Source organism: Longimicrobium sp. (assembly GCA_036387335.1).
Lineage (GTDB): Bacteria > Gemmatimonadota > Gemmatimonadetes > Longimicrobiales > Longimicrobiaceae > Longimicrobium.
On sequence record DASVTZ010000177.1, the window covers coordinates 1 to 25,130 of the forward strand.

Genomic DNA, 25,130 nt, shown 5'->3' on the forward strand with positions numbered 1-25,130 from the left:
TCGGCGCCGGGAAGGGCGTGCCCCGCGGGAAGGCGGTCCGCATCGTTCATCGTCCGGTCTTCCCCGAACGGATCACGAGTCTCATCCATGGATCGTTGCTCCTATCGAAGTAGACGTCCGACGACGAATCCAGCCACTCCCGCCATGAGCAGCGTCTGCACCGGCTTTTCGCGGATGCGCGCTTCCAGCGTGGATGCCGCGTCCATCGCACCCTGGCGGGCGGTCCCCACCCCGCCGCGCACCTTGCCGACCGGCGCGGCGAGCGGCCCCTCTTCCATGTCCAGCAGCCCGGAGATGCGGTTGCTGGCCCCGGTGGTCCCATCCGCGACGCCGCCGCGCACCGTCTCGGCCAGGCCGCTGACGCGCTCGCGTGCGGTACCGGCCAGCTCCGTCGCCCGTTCGCGCGCCGTGCCCGCGAGCTCGGTGGCCCGCTCCCTCGCCGTTCCCGCCACGTCGGCCAGCCGCTCGCGCGCGGTGCCGGCCGCGTCCACGATGCGCTCTTTCGCCACCCCGGCCACTTCCACGATCGTCTCGACGGCGTTCTCGACGGTGGTGCCGGTCACCAGCGCCTTCTCGCGCGCGGCGGTGGCGGCGTCGATCTCCGGGCCTTCACCCATGCCCACGCCCATCGCCTGCATCGCGTCGGCCACCCAGCGGTAGTGCCGCTCCTCGTCCAGCGCGTTGCGGTCGATGGCGCGCTTCAGGTTCTGCGGCCAGTGGTTGGCCTTGGCGGCGTACAGCTCGTACTTGCTGCGCACCTGCAGCTCGTTCTGCCGGAACGCGGCGAGCACCCCGCGGTCTCCACCGACCGCGCCGAGGCTCTGGAGCGCCTGCTTGAACGGCCCGGTGAGGTGGGGCTGGTTCTTCGCCTCGCCGCCCAGCCCCGCGATCAGCTCGTTCAGCTCCTGGATGTGGCGCTCGTGGTCGCGCCGGAAGCCCAGGATCTGGTTGGCGTGGTCGCGGTCCGCCAGCTTCTCGATGGCGACGTCGTACGCGCCGATCGCGTCATGGTCGAGCTGGAGCAGGTCGTTGAGCCCGTCGATGATGTCCGACACCGGCACCGGCGGTACCCCGCCTCCGGGCTGCGTCATGTCCGTGTCCACCGCTCCCTCCTCGTGATGTCCGTTCGCCTGTAGCCGCGCCGTGCGGCGCACATCCCCCGTCGTGTCCCGTCCCCTGGTTTCGCTGCCGACTGTCCCCTGCGGCGGGCGCCCCCCGGTTTGGCGACGGGCGTCCCCATGCACCTTCCATTCCAGCCGGAACACCCCCGATGCGTGCAGCCGCGCCGCTTTTCCGCGCCTCCGTGGACGATGACGGCGTGTGGGGCTCCGCTCTTGCACAGGTGTTGGCGCGTGTGGCCGCCGCGGCGGCTTCCAGGTGGCGCAACTCGATGAGGCGAAAGAAGATGTATACGCGACGCACGATCCCGTTCCGGCGCCAGGCGCTGCTCCTGCCGCTCCTCGCGGTGCTTTCCGGCTGCGCTTCGATGGGCAACCTGGGCGCCTTCCTGAGCGCCCCGACCTTCCAGGTGGACCAGAACCAGCAGGCGCAGCTCCGCCTCCTGCCGCCCGGCCCCGGGCGCCCCGCCGGCGGCGCGGCGATCCGCCTCTACGCGCGCGTCACCAACCCCAATCCGCTGGCGCTCACGCTGAGCACGCTGGCCGGGCAGCTGGAGCTGGAGGGGCGGCAGGCGGCGGAGGTGAACTTCCCGCTCGGCGTCCCCCTCGCCGCCGGCGGGCAGACGGTGGTGCCGCTCGACATTGCGGTGAGCTTCAGCGACGTCCCGGCGCTCGGGAGCGTGATCATGAACGCCCTCACCGGCCGCTCTATCGCCTACCGTCTGAACGGCACCGTCGGTGTGGATGCCGGCCCGCTCGGCCGGCCCACCTTTGGGCCGATGGCGCTGCTTTCGGGGAGCACGCGCGTTACGCGGTAGGGGTTGAGGTACGTGGAACGATGGCGGGGGTGCGGCTTTGACGGCTGCGCCCCCGCTTTCGTGTGTCCCACGGCGTAAAACTGCAGGCCTCACGCGGAGGCGCGGAGAGCGCGGAGGAGAATCGGCGCAGAAGCGTAGGGTGGTACGTGGGAGGGCACGGGCAGCCACGTGGGGCGGCCCCTACGGGATTCGGGATTGAAGGGGTGAGATCGAGGCTGCGGCGAGGAGGGCAGACACGCAGGTCTGCCCCTACGGAGATCGGTGCGCGAGGACGGGGGACGGGGCAGCGCGTGACACGGGCGCGATGAATCGCGCCCCTACAGGGCATCTGCGAAGCGCGAGGGCAGTTCTCCCCCTCACCCGCCCTGCGCCCCCGCAGGCGGGGGAGGGGGTCGGGGGGGAGGGGGCCCTCAAACAGAAGCGGAGCGCACGTTCGTGCGCTCCGCTCCGGGGACCCTCTGACGGGACGATCAGCGTGTCTGGCGGCCCCTGCGGGAGGGGCGCGGGATCACCCTTCTTCGCGCCCGACGCCGGCCAGGATGCCCACGGCCCGGAAGCACTTGTGGCAGTAGAGCGCGGCGGCGTACTCGCCCTCCGGGTCCGTGACCGAGGCGAAGCCGTTGGGGTCGATCTGCGGTTCGATGAAGGCGAGGACCTCGATGTTCCCCGGGCCGCACATGGGGCAGGGGACGTTGGAGGGATCCTTTCGGTACGCCATCAGGAGCTCCAGCGCTTCGGCGTCCGTAAACGGGCCCTTGGGCTGCGGAAGCGCGTCGGAAAGCTCACGGTCGATGCGGTTCATGGGTCCCTCCTGGGTGTCTGCGGCGCGCCGGCCCTCCGTCGCCCCGCCTGCATGCTGACCTGTCCCCGTGGCTCCTCAAATGCAACGCACGTGCCGAACCGCATAACAGACAAACGCTTACGAAAGTGCTCGCCAGCCCTGCCGCTCCGGCCCGGGGTGATTGGGCAAGGTCCGGGCCGGAACTTTGGGGAATGGGGAATGGGGTCGGGGGGAGGGCCCCCTCACCTCAGCGTCCGCTCGAACAGCTCGTAGATGCGCCGGTACTCGTCCGCCCACGACTCGGGGCGGGTGAAGCCGTGGTCCTCCACCGGGTACACGGCCAGCTCCCAGTTCGTCTTCCCCAGCTCGATCAGGCGCTGGCTGAGGCGCACGATGTCCTGGAAGTGCACGTTGGTGTCCACCATGCCATGCGCCATCAGCAGGTCGCCGCGCAGGCCCTCGGCGAAGTAGATGGGCGACGAGCGGCGGTAGGCGAGCGTGTCATCCTGCGGCTGGTTCAGGATGCGCGCCGTGTACGGATGGTTGTAGTGCGCCCAGTCCGTCACCGAGCGCAGCGCGGCGCCCGAGCGGAAGACGTCCGGCTCCGTGAACAGCCCCATCAGCGTGATGAAGCCGCCGTACGATCCGCCGTAGAGGCCCACGCGCTTCGCATCGACGCCCTCGTTGGCCACCATCCAGCGCGCGGCGTCCACGTGGTCGGAGAGGTCCTTGCCGCCCATGTGGCGATAGATCCCCGTGCGCCACGCGCCGCCATACCCCGCCGAGCCGCGGTAGTCCACGTCCATCACCGTGTAGCCGCGCGACGCGAGCAGGTGGTTGAACATGTACTCGCGGTAATACGTGCTCCATCCGCGGTGCGCGTTCTGGAGGTACCCCGCGCCGTGCACGAAGAGGACGCCCGCCCCGTTGGGCGCGGCGCCCAGCTCGCGCGGACGGTAGATGCGCGCGTACACCGTGGCCCCGTCCTGCGCCTTGAAGGTCACCACCTGGGGCTTGATCCAGGGACCGCGCCGGAACTCCGCCGTGGTCGAGGTCGTCACGCGGCGGGGCGCGGCGCCGCGGCCCACGGGCATCAGGTACAGCTCGTTCGGCGCGTCGGCGGTGGAGTGGAGGAGGGCGGCCCAGCGGCCGTCCGGCGACACGCGTGCCTCGGTCCATCCCTCCAGCGACGTGAGGCGGGTGCGCGGGCCGCCGTCGATGCCCACTACGTACAGGCTCCGCTCGCCGGGGTGCGTCTCGCTGGTGGTGATGTGGAAGCGGCGCCCGTCCGCCGAGGGCTGCACATCCGTCACCTCCCAATCGCCCTGCGTCAGCGCGGTGATGGCGCCGCCGGTGGCGGGGGCGGTGTAGAGGTGCGAGTAGCCCGTCTTTTCCGAGACGAACCAGACGCGGTCGTCCCCCGTCCAGCCGCCGGAGAAGAAGGCGGGGCCGCCCACCCACGCGTCGTCGTGCAGGTGCTCGATGAGCGTGGTGCGCGCATCCGGCGTGGCCACGTAGATCCAGCGGTCCTTGAAGTTCTCGGGCACGGACATGAGCAGCGCCCGGTCCGCGCGCGGCGCCCACCCCAGCGTGGCGATGGAGGGGCGGCGCTCCTTCTCCGCCTCCACCCAGGACACCTTTCCCGTCGCCAGTTCCAGGATGCCGACCCGTCCGCCCGCCTGCACGTCGCCGACCTTGGTGCGGGAGGGGATGTCCTCGGTGAAGCCGCTTTCCGTGATGTAGTTCGGGACGATGGTGGTCTTCTGCGCATCGACCCGCGCGTTGGTGGTCAGCAGCAGGTAGCGGCCGGACGGCGACACCTCGGCGCCCTGCAGGGTGACGTCCTTGCCCAGGTACACGGGCGGCACGCGGACGCGCAGCGAGTCCTCGCGGGCGCGGTGCAGGCGCTCCTCGCGGCGGTCGCGCACAGCGTCCAGGAGCTCGCGCTGCTGGTTCTCGAGGAAGCGGCGCTGGCCCCGGGCCGTGTCGCGGGCGGGCGCGGCCTCCATGCGCAGGTCCGTGATCTGGCGCAGCGGACCACCCTCCACCTCCATGGCGAAGACGTTGTTGCCGGAGAGGAAGTAGACCGTGCGCCCGTCCGCCGAGAGATGTGGCGACCGCTCGCGCTGGGGCGTGTCGGTGATGCGATGCTCGCGGCCGGTGGCGTCCACCACGAAGACGTCGCCGCCGCGCTCCGACGCGCGGCGCGTGCGCTCCGGATTCCAGTCGCCCTGCTGCGCGGGCGCGATGCGGTACGCGAGGCTGTCCGGCACCATCTCCGGCGCGCCGCCCGCCGCGCGGACGCGGTAGACGTGCGTGGTGGTGTCGCGCGACTCCGGGTCGCGCCAGCGGAAGTAGACGGTGCGCGAGTCCTCCGACCACCTCACCTCGTCCGGCGAGCGGCCCACCAGCCCCTCGCCGCGCATGATGTTGCGCACGCTCAGGTCGAAGGCTGGGCGTGCGGGCGCGGTCGTCTGCGCGGCGGCGGGGGCGTACACGGCCTGCACGGCCGCGACGAGGAGGGGCGCCGCGAGGGCGCGGATCGGGATGGTCATGGCTGCAATCGTTGAAGTCGTCGGCGCGCCCGCTCCACTCGCGGGCGCAGCACGGGGTCACACTCCCGCCACAGCTCCACGAAGCGCCGGTAGTGCGCGGCGGCTTCGGCGGGGCGGCCCAGGCGGTCCAGGATCTCGGCGGTGCGCAGGTGCACCGGGGCCGCGTACACGATGCTCTTGTCGAAGTGCTCCGTCACCGCTCCGTACCACGCCAGCGCCTCGCGGTGCCGCCCCGCCATGCGCAGCAGCTCCGCGCGGAGGAAGCGCGGGTGCCCGGAATCCAGCAGGTAGGGAAAGACCTCGGGCTTGCGGTCGACCTCCTGCCAGGCGCTGTCGATCACCGCCAGCCCGTCCGCCGGCCTGCCGCCCAGCCACGCCACGTGCGCACGCACTCCATCCGCCAGCAGCGGTCCACGGATGCGCATCCCGGCCGTAGGCGGATCGAAGGCATCCAGGCGCCGCGCGTACTCCAGCGCCGCCGCCAGGTCGCCGCGCCGCGCCTCCAGCAGCCCCAGCGCGTGAAGCTGGAGCTCGGCGTGCGGCGTGGGCGCCCGCTGCGGCTCGGGTCCCGGCGGCGCATCCGCGATCCCCGCGCTCCGGGCGAGAAGCGCGGCCCTCACGCGCTCCACCTCCGTCCGCTCCACGGGCACGAAGGGGAGGACGGCGAAAAGGGTGCGCGCCTGCAACGCCATCGCGGGGTCCAGCTCGGCCGCGGAGTCGAGCTGGGCGCGGGCCGCCCTCCACCGGCCGCGGGCGACCTCGGTGTGCGCCAGGAGCACGCGGCCGCTGGCGCGGATGCGGGCCGGGCGCACGGGGTCGAGGAGCGTCTCCACCATCGGCCGGGCGCGGAGCGGGTCGCGGGTGTCCTCCACCATCCGCCACGCGATCACCCACGCCGCAAGGTCGCTCACGCGGCGCATCCCCGCCACTGCCGCGTCCAGCGCCGCGCGGTCGTCCAGCAGGATGCCGCGGTAGCCACGCCACACCAGCGCGCGGTCGCCCTCGGGATTCAGCGCCAGGGCGCGGGCCAGCAGGGTGTCCGCATCCTCCAGCCGGCGCTCCGCCATGGCGATGCGGGCCAGGTAGCCCATGGCGTCCACGTTGTCCGGCTCCAGCGCCAGGACGCGCTCCCACGCCGGGCGAGACTCGGCGGTGGAGTGGCCGCTCGGCGCGGCGCCGTGGAAGAGGACGTGGGCGAGCTGGCTCCATGCCTCCACGTCGTCCGGCCGTGCGGCGACAGCCTGGCGGTACATCCGCTCCGCGTCGGCGTAGCGGAACTCCCACGACGCGAGCCACGCCTGCAGGAGCAGCCTGTCGTACGGCTCCAGCCGTCCGGCGTAACGCACCGCCTGCCGCGCGGCCTCTCCGGTGCGCTCCCCGGAGCCCGCGACGGCCACCGAGAGGCGGTACCAGGCGAGGGCGAATGTGGTGTCCTCCTCCACCGCGCGCTGCAGGGCCGCCTTGGCCGCATCGTAGTTGCCGGCGCGCATCTCGCTTTCGCCCTGCAGATACGCCTTGAGCGCGGGGACGGAGGGCGTGGTGAGCACCGCCGTCCGCTGGAGCCGCGCGTGCGGCCCGGTGAGGCGCCCGGCCAGCAGCTGCGCGACCAGCCGGTCCACCAAGCGGGGCAGCGAGTCGCGCGCCCCCTCCACCACCGCGTCCGATTGCGGCGACGGTCCATCCGGGGTCCGCCGATAAAGGGCGGCGCGGAGCTGAAGCTGCGGCCCCGCCTCCACCACGCTCCCCATCACGAACAGCTTCGCGCCCATCCTGGCCGCCGCGTCTCCGCCCGCGCCCGGACCGGCGGCCGAGCCCAGCGACGCGAGGAGCGCGCGCGCATCCACGCTCCGCAGGTCGCCCGCGCCGTCCAGCTTGGTGGAGAGGAGGTCCACCATCCCCTCCCTCAGATACGCCATCTCCCCCCGCCCGTACACCGCGAACGGGAGGACCGCCACCAGCTCCTCGGGCGCCGCACCGGCCGCGGTCCGCCCCGCCGGTTCGCGTAAGCGCCAGATGCCGGCCCCTACCGCCGCGCACAAGACGACCGCCGCCAGCGCCGCGATCCATCGCCGCCCGATTCGCGGACGCACCGCAATGTCGCTCGCGACCGGCGCTGGCGCTACATCCGCGATGGGCGCGAGCTCAGGCGTCGGAGCAGGCGCTGGCACGGCCTCCGGTACGGCGGGTGGCGCGGGCTCCACGGCGGAGACGCGCGCCGGCTCTGCACCCCGCGGGGGGTCGGCACGAGATTCGGGAACGGGCGCGGGCGGCTCGGGATCGGCGGCGCCGCGGCGGATCTCGTCGGCCAGGGCGCGCGTCTGGCGCGACGGCTCGGCTACGTAGTCCGCGCGGAGGCGCTTCGAGAACTCCTCGTAGGCGTAGATGGCCCCCGCGCGGTCGCCGTGCGCGGCCAGGCGCTGCATCAGGCGGCGCAGCGTGCCCTCGTCTTCCGGGTCCAGCGCGGCCGCACGGCGCGACCAACGGGCCACCGCGGGGACATCCCCCTCCTCCTCCGCGCGCGCGGCCAGCGACTCGGCGGCCTCCACCGCACGGCGCCGCAGCCGCTCGCGCTCCCCGCTCAACCAGCGCTCCCAGTCCGCCATCCCAGCCAGGTTGAAGCCGGCGAGCAGAGGTCCCCGGTACAGCTCCAGCGCCTCGGCGGCGCGGCCGGCGTCCAGCGCCTCCTCGAAGGCGAGCGCGTCGCACCACACCGCCCCCGGCGCGATGCCGACCTCCTCGGTCCCGCGCCCCGCGATCACCCCAGCTCCCAGCGCGCGGCGCAGGAAGTGGAGGCCGGTCCTCAGCGAGCTTCGCGCCCGCTCCGCGTCCGACTCGGGCCAGAAGAGGGTGAAGAGGGTGTCGCGGCGGTGGAAGGCGCCTCGCCCGGCGACCACCAGGTAGACGAGCAGGGCGAACCGTTTGGGCTGTGCCAGCACCTGCCGAAGCTCGCCGTCCTCCGCCGAACGGAGGTCGATGGAGCCGAGGGTGCGAATTCGGATCATGCCGTCGGATGGGGAGGAACCGAACGATTCCGGCGAATCACGCCCAGATCACGCAGCGGTGACGGCGGGAATGTATAGTGTTGCGCAGCTTCACGTCAGATCCCCGCTTTCCACTCGTCTGCATCCGTGCCGCGCTCGCTGAACAGCATGTCTCACGCGGAGGCGCGGAGACGCAGAGAGAGGTCGCGGGCGGGCTGGTGCAGTATCGCCCGCGATATTAAAATGGTGCGATGCGGATCGTTCTCGACACCTCAGTCTTCGTGGCGGCGCTCCGGAGCAACAGTGGAGCCTCGAACCGTCTGGTACAGGAGGCGCTGCACGGGAGATACACGCTCCTGGTTTCAGTGCCGCTCCTGCTCGAGTACGAGGCGGTACTGAGCCGGGAAGAACACCTTGCCGCCTCCGGTGTTACACCTGATGATGTAGGTGTCCTCTTGGACGCGATCGCTTCGGTCGCGGAGCAGGTTCGGCTCTCTTTTCTCTGGAGGCCGACCCTTCGCGACGAGGACGATGAGGTCGTGCTGGAGACGGCGATCAACGGCCGCGCGGATCGGCTCGTGACCTTCAACGTGAAGGATTTCGACGCCGCGCCTCGATTCGGTGTGGCCGTAGTCACCCCTGGTGAGGCATTGCGCTCAATCGAGAGGAAACAATGAGACGGAGCAATTTTGCGCTGAGGCTGCAGCCCTCGCTGCTGGAGGAAGCGCGCCGTTTAGCGAAAGAGGAGGGGGTGGCGCTCAACCAGTTGATCAACGTTGCGGTGGCGGAAAAGCTCTCCGCTCTGCGCACGGAGAGCTACTTCCGCGAGCGAGCCGAGCGCGCCAACCTACCCGCGGCGCTGGAGGTGCTCCGGCGCGCGGGAGCGGACCGCGAGCCTTTGGCTGGCGACGAACTCCCCGAATAGCATGCAAGTGGCCCCGGTCCTACCTGGACCGGGGCCGCTCTACTGTCTCTAAACCAGCGCTACGGCGCTGACGGTGAGGCGGTGGTGGAGACGTTCTCGTCGATGGTCAGGGTGACGCCGGCCCAGGTGCGGGGGGCGGGGAGGCCCTGCCAGACGGTTGCGAAGTCGACGCCGCTCTCGCGCGGGGTGCGCTCGAGGGAGAAGTTCGGGCCGCCCGCGACCCAGAAGGGGACGGGCGCGCCCGCCGCTCCTTCGACGACCGGGCGGAGTACGGCGGCGTTTTCGCGGTGCGCGTAGAGGGCCGGGCGGAAGCGGCCATCGCGGCGCATCGCTTCGGTCCACGCGCCGACGTAGGCGGAGAGCTCGGGGCTGAGCGTCGTGAAGCGCTCCACATCCAGGAACACGGCCGTTCCGCCAGGGAACCCCTCGAACGCGGTGCGGGCGATGGCATCGGCCGCGTCCGCGCGGCCACGGTCGGCGGTGAGGAGGGCGCGCGAGCAGACCAGGGGAGTGCCGGGCAGGACGACGGCGGTGTCGCTCTCGAACTGCTGCTGGCCCACGTAGATCACCGCGAAGCCGTAGCCCATCGCCTGGATGGCCGCGCGCTTGCCGCTCCAAGACGCGTCGCGGTGGCAGGGCGCGGGGAGGTAGTAGCCCACCCACTCGTACGGCGCGACGCCCCGCCAGGCCCGCAGCGCGTCGTCGCCGGGGTAGCGGCCGAGGTCGAAGCCGGGGTGGTTGGGCGACGCGGCGCGCGGAGCCGCGGGTGCCGGGCCCGCGCCGGTTGCGGGCGCGGAGGCGCAGGCGCCCGCGAGGATCAGCAGGACGGGAGCAAGGTAGTTTCGCATGCGCGGCCGGTGGCGCAAAAACGGCGCCCGCACGCTCGTCCTCAGACCCAGTGCTTGCGGCGGAAGTAGAGAAAGATCGCCGTCCCGATCGCCGCCATCAGGGCCAGCGCCCACCAGTAGCCGTAGCCCCACCGGAGCTCCGGCATCACGCGGAAGTTCATCCCGTAGACCCCCGCCACCCACGCCATCGCCATCAGGATGATGGACCACGCGGCCATCAGCCGCATCGTCTCGTTGAGCTGGTTGGAGGAGACGGTCATCTGCGCCTCGATCGCCATCCCCAGGCGGTCGCGGAGCGCCTCGGTCTCTTCCACCACGCGGATCGAGTGGTCGTACACGTCCTGGAAGTACAGCATCAGGTCGGGGGAGAGGAAGGGAAGCTCGCGCCTCACCAGCGTCCCCAGCACCTCGCGCCCGGGGCCGAGCACGCGGCGCAGGGTCGTGAGCTCGCGGCGCATCCCAAGCACCTCTTCGAGAGAGGCGATCTTCCCGGCGGTCGCGTTCGTGTAGATGCGGCTCTCCATCTCGTCCACGCGGTCCGCGAAGTGGTCGAGCACGGGAAAGTAGCCGTCGACGATGGTGTCCACGATGGCGTGCGCCAGCGCCCCCACGTTGCGGAAGCCGGCCTCGTTGGCGCGCCAGCGCACCAGCACCTCGCTGAGCGGCGAGATGTCGTGGTCGTGCACCGTCACGATGAAGCGGCGCCCGATGAAGACGTGCACCTCGTGCAGCGCCATTCGCCCCCGCCCCGCGTTGATGGCGGCCGCGTAGAATACCAGGAAGAAGTAGCCGGGATAGCGGTCCAGCTTGGGGCGCTGGCGGCCGCGGACGGTATCCTCAACCGCCAGCGGGTGGAAGTGCAGCGTCTCGCGGAGGAAGCGGGCCTCCTCGTCGCCCGGAGCGGCCACGTCGATCCACACCAGCGGCGTGGTCTCGTCGGTGGGCGACGCGGCGGCCTGGCAGCGCGCGTAGAGCTCGACGCCGCGATCCATTTTGACCGCGTGCACCCCCTCACCTTCATCCGCGTAGATCATGATGCGGGAGCGGGCGCGGACCTCCTCCACGTCCATCCCGTACAGGTCCAGCCCGGACTCGCCGGACTCAGCGGGCGCGTCGGCGCTCATAGGCGGGGATGGTGTTGGTGAAGAAGGCGGTGACCACCTCCAGCGCCCCTGCGACCACGTGGGGGATCCACACCTTTTCGTCGAAGCCCAGCACCCACGGCGACGCGATCAGCACGACCCCCGCGATCCCGTCCAGCAGCAGGTGCATGGGCACCTGGATGCGCTTCACCACGCCCAGCTCGTAGTCGGTGAAGAGGGAGTACAGGATGGCGCCGGCACCCACGCCGACCGGCACCCACTGCTCTGGCCCGCCCGTGGCGAAGCCCAGCAGCCAGGGCGCCGCGATGAGTAGTGCGCCCATCAGGTAGTCCAGCACCCCGTGTACGCGGGTGGGGATGCGCATGGCACGGCCTCCGGCGGTGGTTTCGTTGGATGATGCCCGTCACTGCCTTCGCGCGGTGTGCAAGCGGCGCGCCCTACGCCCACCGCTCCAGCCGCCCCTCGGCGGCGCTCACGGGCAGGGTGCCCGGGTGGAGCCACGCGGCGAGCGCCTCGATGCCGCCCACCGCGCGCGGGCCGGAGCGGCTGAAGAAGGCGCTGTGCCCGATCGCCGCCTTGCCGTCCGTCTGCGCACGCGGGGCGAGCGCCTCCAGCTTGGGCCGCGCGCGCTCCGCGTCCGCCCGCGTGGCTTCGAGGTCGTAGCCGCAGGGGATCAGGAGGAGGCGCTCGGGATCCAGTCCTTCCGCCTGCGCCCAGGGGATCTCCACCGAGTGCCCGCCCGCCGTGCCGAGCAGCGACTCCGCGCCCGCGTGCTCGATCATCTCCGGGATCCAGTGCCCCGGCGCGAACGGCGGATCGAGCCACTCCAGCGCCAGCGTGCGCGGCCGGTTCCTCCCCGCGACGGCCTCCGCGACCCTGTCCAGCCGCCCGCGCAGCCGAGCCACCGCCGCCTCTCCACGACGTGCATTGCCCGCCGCCTCCGCCACCTGCGCCACGGTCCCGAGGATTTCCTCGAGCGTGTGCGCATCCAGCGAGAGCACGGTGGGCCGCGACGGCAGCGCGTCCACCGCCTCGTGCACTGATGCGGTGGGAACGGCGCACACTTCGCAGACGGCCTGGGTGAGGATGAGGTCGGGCTTCGCGTCGCGGAGGGCGTCCACGTCGATGGCGTACACGCTCCCGAACTCCATCATGCAGCGCCGCACCTCCGCGTCGATCTCGCCGCTGGTGAGTCCCGCCGGCTCGAAGCGCACTCGGCTCGCCCGGGGGAGCCGCAGCGCCTCGGGCGGGTAGTCGCACTCGTGCGAGATGGCGACCAGGTGCTCCTGGAGCCCCAGCTCGTACACGATCTCGGTCGCGCTGGAAAGAAGGGAGGCGATTCGCATGGGGGTAAGGTAAGGCCCTCACCCCCGCTCGTCAGGCCCCCTCCCCCCAGCCCCCTCCCCCGCCTGCGGGGGCGCAGGGCGGGTGAGGGGGAGAACTGCCCTCCGCTTCACACGGATCTGGTAGGGGCGCGATTCATCGCGCCCGTGCCCGCCGCCGCTCCGCCACCCGCCTTCCACACCAACGCCCGTAGGGGCCGACCTGCGTGTCTGCCCACCGCCCGCCTCCCCCCGATCCCCCGCCTCCCCGCACCCAAACCCGTAGGGGCGGCCCCGCGTGGCCGCCCGTGCCCGCCGCCGCCCCGCCGCCCGCCGCCCGCACCCATGCCGGCCATCACGCCGCCGCATACAGCCCGGTTTGACGCTCCGCGCCCGCCTGCCTACCTTGTCGCGCTCGCCCGCGACGACCCCCGAGACACCGGTTCCCCGATGCACATCATCCGCGCGCCGCGCGTGACTCTGATCGCGCGCCAGCAGTTCATCCCGCCCCCGCACATCCGCTGGGAGAGCGACAGCGACGTGCCGGGCGAGGCGCTGGCGGAATTTGCGGGACGTCTTTGCTATTTGTCCTTCGGAGAGGACAGTGGCCTCGAAGGAGGACACCGCACCATCGCCGGCCGCACGACGAACGAAGCGTATCTGGGGAACATCCTGCAGGTGAAGCACGGGAGCGTACTGGAGCACGCGGTCTTCACTTTCCTCATCGAAGGGGTGAGCCGCTCGCTTACGCACGAGCTCGTCCGGCACAGGGCTGGAATGGCGTACTGTCTGAGCGGCGACACGCTCGTGTACAGCGAGCGGCGCGCTGGGGGAATGCGGAACGGGCCACGCAAGCGCACACTGCGCAGCATCTACGAGATGACGCAGACGCCGCACGGCCGTTCGCGGCTGAAGCTCCTCCGCCTGCGCACGCTGGACGAAACGACCGGCACCTTCACGACCGGCCGCGTGCGCGCCGTCGTCTGCTCCGGGAGCAAGCCGGTGTTCCGGGTGGAGCTCGAGGATGGGAAGACCATCACCTGCACGAAGGAGCACCGCTTCCTCACGCCGAACGACGGATGGAAGCCGCTGGAGGAGATCGTCGGCGGGCTGGAGGTTTCCGCGAGCGGGCTCGCTGTGTACGGGCGGAACGACGCCTCGCTGCTGGCCAACGGCGTGCCCGCGTACCGCGATCCTGCCTGGCTCCGGCACCACTACCACGAGCGCGCTCTTCCGCAGGAAACCATCGCGCAGCTCGCGGGCGTATCTACGCACACCATACGCGCCTGGGTGCGAAAGCTCGGCCTGCAGAAGCCGCTCGGCTCGTGGACGCGGGGGGTCTCCCCGTGGAACCGCGGTAAGCGCTACCGTGCCGGTTGGACGCACACCGAAGAGACGAAGCGGATGCTCGCCGAGATGAAGCTCGGCGAGGCCAACCCGCAGTGGAAGGGTGGGATCACTCCCGATGGCGTCCGGCTCCGGAAGCCCCTGGAGGCCCTCCGGGCGGAGATCTATGCGCGCGACGCCCACACCTGCCGTGTCTGTGCGGAGAAGGGCGGGAGGCTGACGCTGCACCACGTACTGCCGATATGGGCGCGCCCCGACCTGGCGGACGACGTGAGCAACGTGGTGACCGTCTGCCGCGATTGCCACCTCTCGCTCAACGGGAGGGAGTTGGAGTACGTGGAGCACTTCGGGCGCAGCCTGTCCGAGATTCCGGAGGGCGTCACCCAGCCTCATGGCCGGGGCAACGCGCTCGTCCCGCACGCCCTGCGCATCCGCTCCGTGACGTACGAGGGCGAGCAGATGACGTACGACCTGGAGATGGAGGGGCCAAACCACAACTTCGTGGCCGACGGCATCGTCACGCACAACTCGCAGCTAAGTCAACGTTATGTAGACGAGTCGGACATCGCGTTCGTGATCCCGCCGGAGATCGACGAGGGGACGGAGGCGTACCGGGCTTGGGAGCAGGCCTGCGAGGGGTCGCTGCAGGCGTACCGGCGGCTGCTGGACGAGATGACGGAGCTGGTGGGGGAGAGCGGGCCCGCGACGATGCGGAAGAAGCGCGCACGCCAGGCCGCCCGCGCCGTCCTCCCCAACTGCGCGGAGACCAAGCTGGTGATGACGGGGAACGCCCGCGCCTGGCGCCACTTCGTGGAGATGCGCGGGAGCGCCACCGCCGACGTGGAGATCCGCCGCCTGGCCGGCGCCGTGCTCAGCCGCCTTCGCGACGAGGCGCCGCACATCTTCGGCGACATGCACCTGGTGCCGCACAACGACGGCACCGCGACGGTCGAGACGCCCAACAGCAAGGTCTGACGTGGCGGGGGAGCGCTGGGTGGAGATCGAATACCGGCGCCTCCCCGACCGCGAGCAGCGCTTCCACCAGCGGGTGCTGGATGATGACGGCGAGTGCGTCGTCACCTTTCTGGAGTCCGCCGAGCTGCCGAAGCCGGTCAGAGCGGGGACGCGAGTGATCCTGGAGCCGGGGGCGCCCGTGGTCTGGCTCACCTTTCGCGGCCTCTGGCACGACGTCGGCCGCTTCCACCTGCGCGACGGCACCTTTACCGGCTTCTACGCCAACGTCCTCACGCCGGTGGAGATGGAGGGGGACCGCTGGCGCACGACCGACCTCTGCCTGGACGTCTGGCTGGGCGCGGACGGCGAGGTGCAGGTGCTGGACGAGGACGAGCTGGCCGAGGCGGAGCGCCGCGGCTGGGCCACCGCCGAAACCGCCGCGCGCGCGCGCCACGAAGCCGCCGATCTGGTGGAGCGGGCGAGGGAGGGGCGCTGGCCCTCCGCGCTTCTCCACGATTGGACGCTGGAGCGCGCACGCGCCGCCATCCAACCCACATGAAGGCTCCGATGAATCGCAACGACGCACTTCGCCGCGCCCTCGTGGCCGCCATCGCGCTCACCCTGGCGGGGAGCGGCGCGTGCGCCCGGCCGCCGGCTCCATCCGCGGGCGCCGCGGCGGCGCCCGTGCCCGCCGACGTGGACTCCGTGCTCCCGCGCGCCGACCGCGACCGCGCCAAGGGCGTGCAGGGCGCGCCGCTGACGGTGGTGGAGGTCTCCGACTTCCAGTGCCCGTTCTGCCGCCAGTGGACGGAGACCACGTACCGGCAGTTCGACAGCGCGTACATCCGCACGGGGAAGGTGAGGATGGTCTTCATCAACTACCCGCTCCCCAACCACCCGCGCGCCTACGCCGCCGCCGAGGCAGCCATGTGCGCGGGGGCGCAGGGGAAGTTCTGGGCGATGCACGACCGCCTCTTCGCCACGCAGCGCGATTGGAGCGGGATGGCCGACGCTTCGCGCCGCTTCGACGCCTTCGCCACGGAGATCGGCCTCGAAATGGGAGCGTACCGCGACTGCACCGCCAACGACCGTGTGGCGCAGCTCATCATCGGCGACGCGCTGAAGGCGGCGGGCGGCGGGATCAGCGGGACGCCCGCGTTCGTCATCAACGGCACCCGTTTCCTGGGCGGCGCCGTCACGTTCGACCAGATGAAGACGGAGCTCGACGCCGCGCTCGCGAGCCCCGCGCCCGCGCCGCCGCCGCCGCCCAACTGAAGAACAGTAATAGTCTCACGCAAAGGCGCGAAGGCGCAAAGAAAGCGTTTCCGTGTCTTTCCTTCGCGTCTTCGCGCCTTCGCGTGACATTGCTTTTGGTGAATGCACGAACGCCCGCACCTGTCGTCAGGCGCGGGCGTTCGGACGTGCGGGTACGGATCAGTGCTCTTCGCCGACGACGTAGGCGGAGACGAGGCGCTGCATGTCGAGGTACATGTGCTGCGTCACGCTTTCTTCCTCGCGGAGCAGGTCGATCAGACGGTCGTAGCGGCTGAGGACGCTCTGCTGCACGTGCACCGTCTCCGCGTGAAAGGTGCCCTTGTCCGCGAAGACAAGGCGGACGGGTACGGTGGGGCCCGGCGCTTCCGGCATCATGCCTCCAGCGGTTGGATCGAGGCCGCTCACCGGGCCCTCTTCAGGCCCGGGACCGACAGGAGAAAGATCAGCGTGACGAGGATCGCGGAGATCACGCACCACTGGCACCACGCGTGGATCACCGCCGCCTCCAGGTACGTGAGGTAGGCGGAGAAGAGCACCCCCACTCCCGAGATCCCAAAGAGGGCCAGCGCCACCCACCGCGCATCGGCGAAGCGCGGCTGAAGCCCCAGGATGGAGACCACCAGCAGGGTGACGTAGGCGCCCAGCCCCCACACCGACACCGGCTGCCCAAAGAGCACGGACCAGGGCGAGTTCTGCACCGTCTCGCATCCGCCGATGGTGCACTGGATGGGGCCCATCACCCCCCACTTGTACATCGACAGGTAGAGCGCCACGAACAGCCCCAGCAGCGACAGCACGGCGATCCCCATCCGCGCCACCGGCGGGCGCGGAGAGGCGTCGGCGTAGTCGTCGCCGTGCACCTCCGCGCGCGCCGCCTGCGAGGTCGTCACCGGGCCGCCGCGCTGTCGGCCGCGGGTGCGGCAGCCGGAGCAGCACCGGTGGAGCCGGGAGCGATCTTCTCCAGCTCGGCGGCGAACGCGCTGTAGTCGCGCGGGATGTCCTGCAGGCGCTGGCCGTTCACGAAGATGGTGGGCGTGCCCCCCACCCCGAGCGACTCGCCCAGCTTGACGCTCTCGGAGACTTCCCGGGCGAACCGGTCCGAGCGGATGCACTCCTCGAAGCGGTCCTCGTCCGCCCCGGCGGCCCCGGCGTACCCGACGAAGAGGGGGACGGGGTCTTCCTCGAAGGCCCACTTTCCCTGATTCTGGAAGAGCGCGTCGTGGTACGCCCAGAACTTCCCCTGCTCGTTGGCGCAGCGGCCGGCCCGCGAGGCGATGAAGCCGTTCACGTGCATCGCAAGGGGGAAGTCGTAGAAGACGTAGCGGGCGCGCCCCGTGTTCACCAGCCGCTCCTTGATCAGCGGCTCCATGAAGGTGGCCCACCCCTGGCAGCCGGGGCACTGGAAGTCGGCGAACTCCAGGATGGTGAGCGGCGCGTCCGGGCGGCCGATGCTCATCCCCGGGAGGCGCTGGAGCTCGGCCGGGCTCATCTCGACCTTGATGGGCGCGCGGGCAGCTTCGCCGCCCTTGCGCATCTGGGTGAACAGGACCCCGGCGCCGGCTACGACGATGAGGCCCAGGAGCAGGTACAGCGGCGTGAGCGGCGAGCGCTTCTTGGCCGCCGGGGCGGGTCGGGGCACGCTTCTTCCTCCGTGGGATTGTCCGATGATACGGTGGACCGCCGTCGGCGGCGGTCCATGATAACGGATCGGCGCGCGGCAGAGCAAGCCGACGCGCCTTGTAAACCAGGGGCGGAACGCCGGTTCCGGCGCCTCCCTGCAACCTTCAGCGGACCACGATGGACATCCGGCTCGTACGAGGCCGCAACCAGCGGCTCTGGGTTTGGACGATGGGGATCGTCACCGTCGCGCTGCTCGCGTGGGGGTCGGCGTTCGTCCTGGGCGACGCCACCATGAACCCCGGGAAGCAGGTGGGCGCCAAGGCCAACTTCGGCGGCGAGCGCGCCCAGGTGGTCCCCATGCAGAGCGAGGCGTTCGAGTCCGCGCTCCCGCTGGAGGATCGCGAGCTGGGGCGCCGCCTGCGCCTTACCGGCATCGCGGAGAGCCGCACGGTGCGCAACGCCGTATGGGTGCGCACCCAGAACCCGCGCCGCTGGATCCTGCTGCGCGTGGAGCCGGTGCCGAAAGGGCAGGCGATGCGTCCCCTCTACCCCGGCAGCGGGGTGGACGTGCAGGGCTATCTTCAAAAGATCTCGCGCGCGGAGTTCGACGCCTGGATCGACTCGCTGGACGTGTACCTTCCGCGCCCCACGCCGGGGGTGAAGTTCGGCGACCTGCCGGACAGCGGCTTCATCCGGATCGATTCGCTCTTCATCCGCGACTACTACATCTCGGTGCGGCCCGAGGGGCTGCCCGGCGGACTGATCGCCGCGCCCGTCCGGCCCGCCCCGCGCCCGACGCGCGCCGCTCCGCGCACCCCGCCGCCGCCCGCGCGCAACCCCGTGCCGGAGAAGAGCGCGCCCGCCGCGCCGGCCACGGGCACCACGACGACGCCCGCGCAGACGACGACGCCCGCGCCGGCGCAGGGTCCGCCTCCCCCTGCCGAGTTCCCGCCGCCAGACAGCGGGCGGGCGCCCCCTCCATGAGGTGGACGCCGGACGACCTGGACCGCCTGGAGCGCGCGATCCTGGACGGCACCCGGGTGCAGCTCTGCCGGCGGGGCACGGAGCTGATCGTGGTGCCGGAGGACGTGCGCGCCCGCTTCGGCCGCGACATCCTCCGCGCCCGCCGCGTCGCCACCGGCGAGTCCGACGAGTTTCCGCTGGACGAGGTGGAGAGCTTCGAAGTGCTGGACTGAAGGGCCTCCCTCCCGGCCCCCTCCCCCGCTCGTCACCTCGCGACCCCTCCCCCAAACTGCTGGGGGAGGGGTGTTTGCGTCGTGTCCCGTCCCCTCCGCCGGCTGTCGTCACAACCGAAATCGTAGGGGCAGACCTGCGTGTCTGCCCTCCCTCGCCCCCGCCCGGATCTCCGCACCTTCGCACGAATCCTCGTAGGGGCCGCCCCACGTGGCTGCCCGTGTCCTCCCCCACACCAACGCCTGCATCCTCACACCCATCCCCCACCGGCCCTTACTCCGCCGCGGCGCCCACCGGCCGCGCCGTACCTGCGGCGAACTCGCGGGCGGCCTCGACGAAGTCCCAGAACAGGCGCCGGTTGGGATCGCGCTGGTCCTGCGGTGCCTCGGCCTCCCCGCGCTCGGGGTGCCACTGGACGCCGCAGATCCACGTGTCGCCGGTCCCCTCCACGCCCTCCACCACACCGTCCTCTGCCCAGGCGGAGGCGCGCAGGCCGTCGCCGAGGGCATCCACGGCCTGGTGGTGAAAGGAGTTGATGAAGAGCGCGCGCGTGCCAAAGATCGCCGCCAGCCCGCTTCCCTCCTCGACGGTGGCGTGGTGCCACTCCTTGTCCACCGGCGCGGCCTGCTCGTGAAGAAGGCCGCCGGTGCGCTGCGACGGGATGTCCTGGATGAGCGTGCCGCCGAGCCCCACGTTCAGCACCTGCATTCCGCGGCAGATGCCGAGCACCGGGATGCCGCGCCGCACCGCCGCCGCCAGCGCAGCCAGCTCCACCGCGTCGCGCGCCGGGTTCACGGAGGTGACGGTGGGGTGCGGCGACTGGCCGTAGCGCGCCGGGTCCACGTCTTCGCCGCCGGTCAGCATCAGCCCGTGCGCCACTCCCACAATCTGCTCCACCGATGCCAGGTGGTGCGCCGGGGTCAGCAGCAGGGTGGCGCCGCCGGGCGCCTCCACCGCCGCGATGTACTGCGCGTTCAGCTTCACCCCCGGTAGCCCGTGCGCCCCCACGGGCGCGAGCGAGGTGGTCACGGCGATCAGCGGGCGTTCGGGGTGCAGCACGGGATCTCTGTCTTCCACGGGTTGGTCTCTTCGGGTTTTCGGGTCGTACGGTGTCGGGCGCGGAGGTCTGGCGCAAACACGGGGCCGGGAGGGTGGGGCGGAGGTCGCGGACGGGGTGCGAGGGGCGGGGCCCGGGATGGCACGGGCAGCCACGTGGGGCGGCCCCTACGAGGGTTCGTGGTAAGGTGCGGAGGTCTGGGTGGCGGCGAGGGCGGGCAGACACACAGGTCTGCCCCTACCGGAACCTATGCACAGGGCGGCGAATTCTCCCCCTCACCCGCCCTGCGCCCCCGCAGGCGGGGGAGGGGGCCGGGGGGTGGGGGCCCTCCCCCACGGCCCGCTCCTTGTATCCACCCCAGGCCAAATGCCCAAGAAAACGACGAAAGAGCGGCCCTGGCGCAGGGTCGGGACGCCCGAAACGGGGTTCAGCTACCTGCGAGGCGACGGAGCGCCGCTCAAGAGCAAGGCGGCGCTGGAGCGCATCCGCAAGCTGGTGATTCCGCCGGCGTGGACGGACGTGGAGATCTCGCCCGACCCCGAGGCCAAGGTACAGGTCACCGGGATCGACAAGGCGGGGCGCAAGCAGTACCGCTACAACGCCGAGTTCACCGCCAAGCGCTCGCGCGGCAAGTACCGCAAGCTGCTCGACCTGGCGCGCTGCATCCCGCACCTGCGCGAGGCCACGGACGAGCACCTTGAGCGCGAGGGCGTAGGGCGCGAGCGCGTGCTCGCCACCATCGTGCGGCTGATGATGCGCGGGGCTTTCCGCGTGGGGAGCGAGCGCTACGCCACCGAGAACAAGACGTTCGGGCTCGCCACGCTGCGCAAGAACCACCTGCGCATCGAGGGAAACAACCTCGTCTTCAAGTACCGCGGCAAGAAGGCCGTCCACCAGCGGCAGGTGGTGGCCGACACGCCGCTGGTGGAGGTGATGCGGGAGATCCTGGAGATCCCCGGGCCGCGCCTCTTCAAGTACCTGGACGACGAGGGAAAGGCGCACCCCGTGACCTCGCGCGACGTCAACGAGTACGTCAAGGAGATCGTGGGGAAGCGGTTCACGTCCAAGGACTTGCGGACGTGGGGCGGCACCGTGCGCGCGGCCGTCGTGCTGGCGGAGCTCGGGCCGCCCAAGAATCCGAGCGAGGCGAAGAAGAACACCCTCCTCGCCTGCAAGCTGGTCTCGGCGGACCTGGGGAACACGCCGGCCGTGTGCCGCAGCTCGTACATCCACCCCGCCGTCTTCGAGCGGTACGAGCGCGGGCTTACCATCGCGCCGCTGATGCGCAAAGAAATACGCCCCGGCGAGGAAAGCCTGCCGGGGCGCTTCTACGCGGAAGAGGCCGCGCTCATGCGCTTTCTGGAGCGCCGCTAGCCGCGGGGGCGGGCTCCATCGTCTCCACCGCGTCCTGCGGGATGGGGATCTCGTAGACGAAGTACATCTCGCCCACGCCCTCCTGTCGCACCAGCGAGAGCGACACGTTGAACACCGGCACCCCGCCCGCCGTCTTGCCCCGAAAGGTGCCGTGGTGCGCGTGCCCGTGGAAGACCACCGAGGCGCCGAAGCGGTCGATCGGCTCCGCCAGTCGGTCGTTCCCCAAGAAGGCGTGGATCGTCTCCGGCTCGCCCAGCACCGTGTCCACCGTGGGCGAGTAGTGGAGGAGCACCACGCGGATGGGCGTCGACAGCCGGCGCAGCGCGAACTCCAGCGTCTGCGCCTCCTCGATGGTGGTGCCCACGAACTCCTTGGTGGCCGCCTCGCCGAACGCGGTCAGCGTCCAGCGCCCGAAGCCGCCCATGAAGCCCTTCACCCCCGCGATCCCCACGTGCGGGTTGAGCTGGAAGGGCTCGTCGTCCAGCAGGTGCAGCCCCTCGCGCGAGCGCAGGAGCGCCTTCGCCTCTTCCACGCGGCCGCTCTCGTGGTCGTGGTTCCCCAGGACGGCCAGGATGGGGATGCGCACGTCCGCAAGCTCGCCCAGCACCACCCTGATCTCGGGCGGGGTGCCGCGCCGCGTCAGGTCGCCGGCCAGCAGCAGGACGTCGGCGTCGTCGTTGACGCGGGCGAAGTGCTCGCGGTACTTCCCCACGTCCTCCTCGCCGCAATGAAAGTCGCCGACGGCGGCGATGCGCACCACGCCGGGGCGCGGATCGGTCCTGCGCCGCCGCTCCGCGGGCCGCCCGTCCGAAGCGGGTGTAGCCGGATCCGTCATCCGTCGCCCTCCTCAGAGTCTGCCTCGTTCTTTTCGGCGGACGCGCGCTCGTCCCAGACTTCGCTCGCCACCAGCGCGGTGACGGAGGGGTGCTGCTCCATGCGCTGGATCAGCTCCTCGCGCTGGTCGTGGAAGCCCCACTCGTTCACGTCGATGGTGAAGGAGAAGCGCGAGATCAGGGTGCCGCGCGTCACGTCGTGCGCATCGCCCTCGGCAGGGCGGTTGCTGGCGGCGGAGCGCGCGTTCTCCAGCAGCTCGTCCAGCACCCACGCGGGCACCTGGTCGCTGTAGCCCGGATAGACGTAGCGGAACATCATCACCTGCGACAGGAGGAGCGGCCAGTGCTCGCCCGTCTTGTCCACCAGCCGGCGCCAGTCCATCTGGTGCCCCTTGCACAGGATCAGGTGCGCGATGTCGGCCATGTCGTGCCGGTGGCGCTCGCTGATGAAGAGGCGGTGCCAGATCAGCTCCTCCACCGGCGCCACGCGCACGGGCATCGCGGCCAGGATTGCGGGCGACGAGTGCTGGAACCAGTCGCGGTCGATCAGCGCCAGCCCGTTCCCCATCCCGTAGATGACGTCGATGAAGTACGGGTCGTCGAGCGCCTTGGCCAGCCAGTGCCCCTGCTCCAGCCGGCTGCGGAAGCCGACCGTGCGAAGGACCTCCATGGCCTGCATCACCGCCTCCGGCTCGCAGAAGAGGTCCAGGTCCTTGGTCTGGCGGTAGATGCCGGTGTGCTCGTAGATGGCGTACGCGCCGGCGACCACGTACGGCACGCCCGCCTCGTTGAGCGCCGCGAGGGCACGCTTGTAGATCTCCCGCTCCGCTTCCGGGATCCAGAAGCCGCCGTGGGTGACGGATTTCTGCTCTTCCTTGGACAGGTTCCCCATGCGGGGGAGGCGGATGGGAACCGGTTCGGTCTTGGCCATTGGGAATCCTCGGGTGGTCGTCGGGGACGCGGTCAAGGCAAGGATCAGGCCCACGGGGCTCCAAGCTCGGCCCCGCCAACCCCTTGCCCCGGCCCCCTCCGCGCCCCGACATTCCGGGGCCCGCGCCACCACCACCTCCCGCTCCCCGCCGCCCATGCTGGACGACCTGAAGAGACTGTTCGCGCAGAGCTGGAACGCCCTGCTGGAGGAGACGGCGCGGCGCGATCCCGAGGACGACGTGGCGGGTCTGCTGGCCTCCATGCGCCGCGAGATGGTGCAGGCGCGCGCCGCCCTCCCGCTGTACGAGAAGAACGTGCAGGCCACCACCGCCCAGCTGGAGCGCGAGCGCCGCGCCCTGGACGACACGGTGCGCCGCGGTGGGATGGCCGAGCGCATCAACGACGCGGAGACGGCGCGCGTGGCCAAGGAGTTCGCGGACCGCCACCGCCAGCGCGTCGCCGTGCTGGAGGAGAAGCTGCGCGCCGCCAACGCCGAGCTCCAGCTTCGCCGCGCCGAGTCCGAGGAGATGATGCGGCGCTACAAGGAGGCGGACGCGAACCGTTTCATCCTGGTCGCCGAGATCCGCCGCCGCGGCGCCCACGCCGCCATCGACGCCGCCGGCCGCCGCGACCCCTCCGACCCGCTGGACGACATGTCGCGCATGGAGGAGCGCATCGCCACCGACACCGCCTACTCTGACGCGCTCAACGACCTCTCCGGCGCCCCCCCCCCCCCTCCGCGCCCCAACGTCGACGACCAGCTCGCCGAGCTGAAGCGGCGGATGGGGCAGTAGGAGGCCCTCACCCCCGCTCGTTCCTCGCTGCCCCCTCTCCCGATAACAGGAGAGGGCTGCGCCCTCTGTTCTCGAGAGAGGGGGCGAAACGGCACCGAATCCGTAGGGGCAGACCTGCGTGTCTGCCCGCCCTTGCCCGCACCCCGATCTCCGCCCCGCACCCCAACCTCGTAGGGGCGGCCCCGCGTGGCCGCCCGTGCCCAACCCCACACCGTCGCCCGCGGTCGGCACGGACCCAAACGAAACCGGCCCGCCGCGACAACCGTCGCGGCGGGCCGTTCCCCGTTCCCGGTTCGCCTAGAACCAGTCGCGGTCCCTGCGGTTCCGGTAGTTCGCGTCGTAGCGCGCCGCGAACCCGGGGTCGTCCATGTCGCCGCCCTGCGCGCCGAACTCGCCGCCGTTGTAGTACGGATCGTAGTTCGGGCCGCGGTTGTAGCCGCCCTGGCCCTGGTGCGCGCGGTACGACTCGTCCTCGCGATCCAGCCGGTCGGACGAGAGGCGGTTGTTGCGGTCGCCGCGGTTGAAGTCGGTGCGCTCCATCCCCTGCGCGCCGAAGGCCCAGCTCCGGTCGTATCCGCCGCGGTCGCGCCCCATCATCCCGCGATTGCCGAAGTCGCCGCGCCCCATGTTGCCGCCGCCCATGTTCCCCTCGCGCCCGCGCATCACGCGGATGGGAGTCTGCTGCTGGCGGTCGCCGAACGGGTCGCCGTTGTCGGTGTCGCGGCCGGGCTGGAATCCGCGGTCGTACCCCATCCCGCCCGCCGCGCCGTAGCCGCGGTCGTACCCGAAGCTCATCCGCCCGCCGCCCATCCCGTACTCGCGGTCGTAGTTCATGGAGGCGAACCCGGCCTCGTCGCGATCGCCAGCGCCGTAGCCGTAGCCCAGGTCGCGCCCCATGCCGCCGTTGTCGTTGCCGCCCGGCACGCCGCGATACGTCATGTCGCGGTCGTACTCGTTCCCCATCGGCCGCGTGCCGGAGCCCATGGTGTTTCCGCCGGCCCCGTACGAATCCCCGTTCCAGCCGCCGTTGGGGCGGCCCTGGTAGTTCATGCGGTCGTAGCCGCCGTTGCCGCGGTCGTGCACGTGGTCCATCCCCTGGCGCATCGCGTTCCCCGCGCGGTCGGTCAGGTTGCGGGCGCGCCCGCCCATGTTGCCGCGGTTGCCGTTGTCGTTGCGGTCCCAGATCGCCATGTGACCCTCCATTGCGTGGTCCCCTCACCGGCCCGCGGAAGCGGGCCCGTCCGGTCCAAGGAGGGGCGCGGGGGTGCAATCTCCGTTCCATGCACCGGGTTGCGTACACG

General features: G+C 71.4%; 25 protein-coding genes. 10 read left to right on the plus strand and 15 right to left on the minus strand.

What is annotated here, in order from left to right; genetic code table 11:
* Positions 1 to 101 precede the first annotated feature (101 nt).
* Positions 102 to 1,103, minus strand: a complete 1,002-nt coding sequence (locus VF647_17050; protein ID HEX8453813.1) for a ferritin-like domain-containing protein — start codon at positions 1,101 to 1,103, stop codon at positions 102 to 104.
* Between the two features lie 167 nt (positions 1,104 to 1,270).
* Here VF647_17050 and VF647_17055 point away from each other — a divergent pair, with 167 nt between their 5' ends.
* Positions 1,271 to 1,936: an LEA type 2 family protein gene (locus VF647_17055; GenBank protein HEX8453814.1), complete on the plus strand. Its 666-nt coding sequence runs from the start codon at positions 1,271 to 1,273 to the stop codon at positions 1,934 to 1,936.
* A 508-nt stretch (positions 1,937 to 2,444) separates the two neighbouring features.
* On the opposite strand, the gene VF647_17060 is transcribed toward VF647_17055, so the two are convergent.
* The 3 genes from VF647_17060 to VF647_17070 form a co-directional block, all read right to left on the minus strand.
* The gene (locus VF647_17060) at positions 2,445 to 2,738 is read right to left on the minus strand and encodes a hypothetical protein (protein ID HEX8453815.1); all 294 of its coding nucleotides are present in this window, start codon (positions 2,736 to 2,738) and stop codon (positions 2,445 to 2,447) included.
* A 221-nt stretch (positions 2,739 to 2,959) separates the two neighbouring features.
* Positions 2,960 to 5,272 (minus strand): prolyl oligopeptidase family serine peptidase, encoded by a 2,313-nt coding sequence (locus tag VF647_17065; protein HEX8453816.1) that lies wholly within the window; start codon positions 5,270 to 5,272, stop codon positions 2,960 to 2,962.
* Positions 5,269 to 8,274, minus strand: coding sequence for a BTAD domain-containing putative transcriptional regulator (locus VF647_17070; GenBank protein ID HEX8453817.1), 3,006 nt, complete (start codon positions 8,272 to 8,274; stop codon positions 5,269 to 5,271). The genes VF647_17065 and VF647_17070 overlap by 4 nt, the downstream gene beginning before the upstream one ends.
* Before the next feature lie 230 nt (positions 8,275 to 8,504).
* Here VF647_17070 and VF647_17075 point away from each other — a divergent pair, with 230 nt between their 5' ends.
* Together VF647_17075 and VF647_17080 are read left to right on the plus strand one after the other, a co-directional pair.
* Positions 8,505 to 8,930, plus strand: a complete 426-nt coding sequence (locus VF647_17075) for a putative toxin-antitoxin system toxin component, PIN family (protein HEX8453818.1) — start codon at positions 8,505 to 8,507, stop codon at positions 8,928 to 8,930.
* Positions 8,927 to 9,178, plus strand: a complete 252-nt coding sequence (locus VF647_17080; protein HEX8453819.1) for a toxin-antitoxin system HicB family antitoxin — start codon at positions 8,927 to 8,929, stop codon at positions 9,176 to 9,178. Before VF647_17075 ends, VF647_17080 begins: the two co-directional genes overlap by 4 nt.
* 59 nt (positions 9,179 to 9,237) lie before the next feature.
* On the opposite strand, the gene VF647_17085 is transcribed toward VF647_17080, so the two are convergent.
* From VF647_17085 to VF647_17100, 4 genes are all read right to left on the minus strand, one after another.
* Positions 9,238 to 10,026: a glycoside hydrolase domain-containing protein gene (locus VF647_17085; protein ID HEX8453820.1), complete on the minus strand. Its 789-nt coding sequence runs from the start codon at positions 10,024 to 10,026 to the stop codon at positions 9,238 to 9,240.
* A 41-nt stretch (positions 10,027 to 10,067) separates the two neighbouring features.
* The gene (corA, locus tag VF647_17090; protein ID HEX8453821.1) at positions 10,068 to 11,150 is read right to left on the minus strand and encodes a magnesium/cobalt transporter CorA; all 1,083 of its coding nucleotides are present in this window, start codon (positions 11,148 to 11,150) and stop codon (positions 10,068 to 10,070) included.
* Positions 11,128 to 11,493 carry an SPW repeat protein gene (locus tag VF647_17095; GenBank protein ID HEX8453822.1) on the minus strand — a complete coding sequence of 122 codons (366 nt, stop codon included), beginning with the start codon at positions 11,491 to 11,493 and terminating at the stop codon, positions 11,128 to 11,130. The genes corA and VF647_17095 overlap by 23 nt, the downstream gene beginning before the upstream one ends.
* A gap of 73 nt (positions 11,494 to 11,566) precedes the next feature.
* On the minus strand, positions 11,567 to 12,475 hold the full coding sequence (locus VF647_17100; GenBank protein ID HEX8453823.1) for an ABC transporter substrate-binding protein: 909 nt from the start codon (positions 12,473 to 12,475) through the stop codon (positions 11,567 to 11,569).
* A gap of 426 nt (positions 12,476 to 12,901) precedes the next feature.
* Between VF647_17100 and VF647_17105 the strand changes: the two genes are divergently transcribed.
* The 3 genes from VF647_17105 to VF647_17115 are packed head-to-tail and all read left to right on the plus strand — an operon-like array spanning position 12,902 to position 16,027.
* Positions 12,902 to 14,773: an FAD-dependent thymidylate synthase gene (locus VF647_17105; protein ID HEX8453824.1), complete on the plus strand. Its 1,872-nt coding sequence runs from the start codon at positions 12,902 to 12,904 to the stop codon at positions 14,771 to 14,773.
* Between the two features lies 1 nt (position 14,774).
* Positions 14,775 to 15,311 carry a DUF402 domain-containing protein gene (locus VF647_17110; protein HEX8453825.1) on the plus strand — a complete coding sequence of 179 codons (537 nt, stop codon included), beginning with the start codon at positions 14,775 to 14,777 and terminating at the stop codon, positions 15,309 to 15,311.
* Between the two features lie 8 nt (positions 15,312 to 15,319).
* A complete protein-coding gene (locus VF647_17115; GenBank protein HEX8453826.1) occupies positions 15,320 to 16,027 on the plus strand; it encodes a thioredoxin domain-containing protein in 708 nt (235 codons plus the stop codon).
* Between the two features lie 159 nt (positions 16,028 to 16,186).
* On the opposite strand, the gene VF647_17120 is transcribed toward VF647_17115, so the two are convergent.
* Genes VF647_17120 through VF647_17130 form a run of 3 tightly spaced genes read right to left on the minus strand, consistent with a single transcriptional unit; the run spans position 16,187 to position 17,666 of the window.
* Positions 16,187 to 16,399: a hypothetical protein gene (locus tag VF647_17120; GenBank protein HEX8453827.1), complete on the minus strand. Its 213-nt coding sequence runs from the start codon at positions 16,397 to 16,399 to the stop codon at positions 16,187 to 16,189.
* A gap of 29 nt (positions 16,400 to 16,428) precedes the next feature.
* A complete protein-coding gene (locus VF647_17125) occupies positions 16,429 to 16,917 on the minus strand; it encodes a vitamin K epoxide reductase family protein (protein ID HEX8453828.1) in 489 nt (162 codons plus the stop codon).
* Entirely contained in the window at positions 16,914 to 17,666 is a 753-nt protein-coding gene (locus tag VF647_17130) for a DsbA family protein (GenBank protein HEX8453829.1), read from the minus strand. The genes VF647_17125 and VF647_17130 overlap by 4 nt, the downstream gene beginning before the upstream one ends.
* A 158-nt stretch (positions 17,667 to 17,824) precedes the next feature.
* Here VF647_17130 and VF647_17135 point away from each other — a divergent pair, with 158 nt between their 5' ends.
* Complete coding sequence (locus tag VF647_17135) at positions 17,825 to 18,631, plus strand: hypothetical protein (GenBank protein ID HEX8453830.1); 807 nt, start codon at positions 17,825 to 17,827, stop codon at positions 18,629 to 18,631.
* Entirely contained in the window at positions 18,628 to 18,843 is a 216-nt protein-coding gene (locus VF647_17140) for a hypothetical protein (protein HEX8453831.1), read from the plus strand. The genes VF647_17135 and VF647_17140 overlap by 4 nt, the downstream gene beginning before the upstream one ends.
* A 271-nt stretch (positions 18,844 to 19,114) precedes the next feature.
* Here the strand turns inward: VF647_17140 and VF647_17145 are convergent, their stop codons facing one another.
* Positions 19,115 to 19,918, minus strand: a complete 804-nt coding sequence (locus VF647_17145) for a gamma-glutamyl-gamma-aminobutyrate hydrolase family protein (GenBank protein HEX8453832.1) — start codon at positions 19,916 to 19,918, stop codon at positions 19,115 to 19,117.
* A 346-nt stretch (positions 19,919 to 20,264) separates the two neighbouring features.
* On the opposite strand from VF647_17145, the gene VF647_17150 reads away from it, so the two are divergent.
* Positions 20,265 to 21,272: a hypothetical protein gene (locus VF647_17150; GenBank protein HEX8453833.1), complete on the plus strand. Its 1,008-nt coding sequence runs from the start codon at positions 20,265 to 20,267 to the stop codon at positions 21,270 to 21,272.
* On the opposite strand, the gene VF647_17155 is transcribed toward VF647_17150, so the two are convergent.
* Positions 21,247 to 22,107, minus strand: a complete 861-nt coding sequence (locus VF647_17155) for a metallophosphoesterase (protein ID HEX8453834.1) — start codon at positions 22,105 to 22,107, stop codon at positions 21,247 to 21,249. The genes VF647_17150 and VF647_17155 overlap by 26 nt on opposite strands.
* Positions 22,104 to 23,036: a hypothetical protein gene (locus VF647_17160; protein HEX8453835.1), complete on the minus strand. Its 933-nt coding sequence runs from the start codon at positions 23,034 to 23,036 to the stop codon at positions 22,104 to 22,106. Before VF647_17160 ends, VF647_17155 begins: the two co-directional genes overlap by 4 nt.
* A gap of 154 nt (positions 23,037 to 23,190) precedes the next feature.
* On the opposite strand from VF647_17160, the gene VF647_17165 reads away from it, so the two are divergent.
* The gene (locus VF647_17165; protein HEX8453836.1) at positions 23,191 to 23,829 is read left to right on the plus strand and encodes a hypothetical protein; all 639 of its coding nucleotides are present in this window, start codon (positions 23,191 to 23,193) and stop codon (positions 23,827 to 23,829) included.
* Between the two features lie 297 nt (positions 23,830 to 24,126).
* Here the strand turns inward: VF647_17165 and VF647_17170 are convergent, their stop codons facing one another.
* Positions 24,127 to 25,020, minus strand: coding sequence for a hypothetical protein (locus tag VF647_17170; protein HEX8453837.1), 894 nt, complete (start codon positions 25,018 to 25,020; stop codon positions 24,127 to 24,129).
* Positions 25,021 to 25,130 lie beyond the last annotated feature (110 nt).

Coding starts and splice junctions, on each gene's coding strand:
- VF647_17060 (HEX8453815.1), bottom strand. CDS start 2,738: ATGAACCGCATCGACCGTGAGCTTTCCGACGCGCTTCCGCAGCCCAAG.
- VF647_17160 (HEX8453835.1), bottom strand. CDS start 23,036: ATGGCCAAGACCGAACCGGTTCCCATCCGCCTCCCCCGCATGGGGAAC.
- VF647_17155 (HEX8453834.1), bottom strand. CDS start 22,107: ATGACGGATCCGGCTACACCCGCTTCGGACGGGCGGCCCGCGGAGCGG.
- VF647_17085 (HEX8453820.1), bottom strand. CDS start 10,026: ATGCGAAACTACCTTGCTCCCGTCCTGCTGATCCTCGCGGGCGCCTGC.
- VF647_17080 (HEX8453819.1), top strand. CDS start 8,927: ATGAGACGGAGCAATTTTGCGCTGAGGCTGCAGCCCTCGCTGCTGGAG.
- VF647_17165 (HEX8453836.1), top strand. CDS start 23,191: ATGCTGGACGACCTGAAGAGACTGTTCGCGCAGAGCTGGAACGCCCTG.
- VF647_17095 (HEX8453822.1), bottom strand. CDS start 11,493: ATGCGCATCCCCACCCGCGTACACGGGGTGCTGGACTACCTGATGGGC.
- VF647_17150 (HEX8453833.1), top strand. CDS start 20,265: ATGCCCAAGAAAACGACGAAAGAGCGGCCCTGGCGCAGGGTCGGGACG.
- VF647_17140 (HEX8453831.1), top strand. CDS start 18,628: ATGAGGTGGACGCCGGACGACCTGGACCGCCTGGAGCGCGCGATCCTG.
- VF647_17065 (HEX8453816.1), bottom strand. CDS start 5,272: ATGACCATCCCGATCCGCGCCCTCGCGGCGCCCCTCCTCGTCGCGGCC.
- VF647_17100 (HEX8453823.1), bottom strand. CDS start 12,475: ATGCGAATCGCCTCCCTTCTTTCCAGCGCGACCGAGATCGTGTACGAG.
- corA (HEX8453821.1), bottom strand. CDS start 11,150: ATGAGCGCCGACGCGCCCGCTGAGTCCGGCGAGTCCGGGCTGGACCTG.
- VF647_17120 (HEX8453827.1), bottom strand. CDS start 16,399: ATGCCGGAAGCGCCGGGCCCCACCGTACCCGTCCGCCTTGTCTTCGCG.
- VF647_17055 (HEX8453814.1), top strand. CDS start 1,271: ATGCGTGCAGCCGCGCCGCTTTTCCGCGCCTCCGTGGACGATGACGGC.
- VF647_17135 (HEX8453830.1), top strand. CDS start 17,825: ATGGACATCCGGCTCGTACGAGGCCGCAACCAGCGGCTCTGGGTTTGG.
- VF647_17070 (HEX8453817.1), bottom strand. CDS start 8,274: ATGATCCGAATTCGCACCCTCGGCTCCATCGACCTCCGTTCGGCGGAG.
- VF647_17170 (HEX8453837.1), bottom strand. CDS start 25,020: ATGGCGATCTGGGACCGCAACGACAACGGCAACCGCGGCAACATGGGC.
- VF647_17115 (HEX8453826.1), top strand. CDS start 15,320: ATGAATCGCAACGACGCACTTCGCCGCGCCCTCGTGGCCGCCATCGCG.
- VF647_17075 (HEX8453818.1), top strand. CDS start 8,505: ATGCGGATCGTTCTCGACACCTCAGTCTTCGTGGCGGCGCTCCGGAGC.
- VF647_17105 (HEX8453824.1), top strand. CDS start 12,902: ATGCACATCATCCGCGCGCCGCGCGTGACTCTGATCGCGCGCCAGCAG.